Origin of the sequence: Kitasatospora sp. NPDC059648 (assembly GCF_042734825.1) — a bacterium.
GTDB lineage: Bacteria > Actinomycetota > Actinomycetes > Streptomycetales > Streptomycetaceae > Kitasatospora.
This window is the reverse complement of record NZ_JBHWDU010000220.1, coordinates 1-1,789: the sequence shown is the minus strand read 5'-3', so window position 1 is coordinate 1,789 and position 1,789 is coordinate 1. Positions and strand designations below refer to the sequence as shown.

Genomic DNA, 1,789 nt, shown 5'->3' with positions numbered 1-1,789 from the left:
ACGGCCACCCCGTCACCTGGCCCCACCTCGACGGAACCGCCACCAACCCCGCCGACCTGCCCACCTACCCCTTCCAACGCGAGCGCTACTGGCTCAAGCCCGCCACCGGCACCGCCGGCGCCGGTCTCGCCTCGGCCGGACTCGCCACGTCCGACCACCCCCTCCTGGCCGCCGTCACCGAACTCCCCGACGGCAAGGGGCACCTGTTCACCGGCCGGCTCTCCGCCGACAACCCGGCCTGGACCGCCGAGCACGAGATCTACGGCGCGCCCGTGCTGCCCGGCACCGCCTTCATCGACCTGTTGCTGCACGCCGCCGCGCATGTCGGCTGCAACCGGATCGACGAGCTCACTCACCACGCCTTCCTGGCCATCCCGGAGCAGGGCGCGCTGCAGCTGCGGCTGGTGATCGAGCCCGCGGACGCCACCGGGCGGGCGGCCTTCGCCGTCTACACCCGCCCCGATGACACGACCACCGCCCCCACCTGGACCTGCCACGCCTCCGGCTCCCTCGTCACCGCACCCGATGCCGACGGGGAGAGCCTGACCGCCTGGCCGCCCGCGGACGCCACCGTCGTCGAACTCTCCGACTTCTACGCGCACTTCATCGAGCGCGGCTACCACTACGGTCCGCTGTTCCAGGGGCTTCGCACCGCCTGGCGGAGCTCCGACACCGTCTACGCCGAGATCGCACTGCCCGACGGCTTCGAGCCGGGCGGCTACGGCATCCACCCCGCCCTGCTGGACGCCGCCCTGCATCCCGGCGCCCTCGTCCCCCGGACCGGTCCGGACGGCGAGCGGGTCGTGGAGGCCACCGGGCACGTCCGGCTGCCGTTCTCCTGGAGCGGGGTCGCCCTGCACGCGACCGGTGCGACCCGGCTGCGAATCCGGGTGAGCGAGCCGACGCCGGGCACGGTGGCCATGACCGTGGCCGACGCGACCGGCGCCCCGGTGATGACCATCGGCGCGCTGACGATGCGCGAGGTCGACCCGAGCCGCCTCACCGAGGCCCGAACCGCCCTCGCCGGGGCCACCGCGCTGTACCGGGTGGACTGGCAGGAGCAGGACCTCGGCGGTCGGGACCCCGCCACCGGCTCCTGGGCCCTCCTCGGCGATGACGCGGCCGCCGCCGCGCTCCGGGCCACCGGTCTCGACCTCGTCCGGCACCTCGACCTGGCCGTTCCGGAGGGCGAGGAGATCGAGCGCACCCACGCGCTCGCCACCGGCGCCCTCGCCGCGCTGCAGGACGTCCTCGCCGACGAGTCCCTCGCCGACGCCCGTGTCCTGGTCGTCCTCCCCCATGAGTCCGGCAGCCCGGCGGTCGGCGCCCTGGTCGGACTCGTCCGCTCCGCCCAGGCCGAACACCCTGGCCGCATCGTCCTCGCCCACCAGGACGGCACCGACGCGTCCACCGCCGCGATCCCGCTCGCGCTCGGCACCGGTGAACCCGAACTGGCGCTGGTGGACGGCCGGTTGACCGTGCCCCGGCTGGCCAGGGCCGCCACCCCGGACACGGCGGAGAACACCCCGCTCGATCCGGACGGAACCGTCCTGATCACCGGCGGCACCGGCACCCTCGGCACCCTCCTCGCCAAGCACCTCGTCACCACCCACGGCATCCGCCACCTCCTACTCGCCGGCCGACGCGGCCCCGACACCCCCGGCTCAGCCCAACTCACCGAAGAGCTGCGGGAGCTGGGCGCCACCGTCACCATCGCCGCCTGCGACACCACCGACCGCCAAGCCGTGGACACCCTGCTCGCCGGCATCCCCACCGAACACCCCCTCAC

General features: G+C 74.6%; 1 protein-coding gene. It reads left to right on the top strand.

All coding sequences use genetic code 11. The annotated features are described in order from the left end of the window. On the top strand, positions 1-1,789 hold a 1,789-nt coding region (locus ACFV1W_RS40555; RefSeq protein WP_380422588.1), incomplete at both ends, for a polyketide synthase dehydratase domain-containing protein.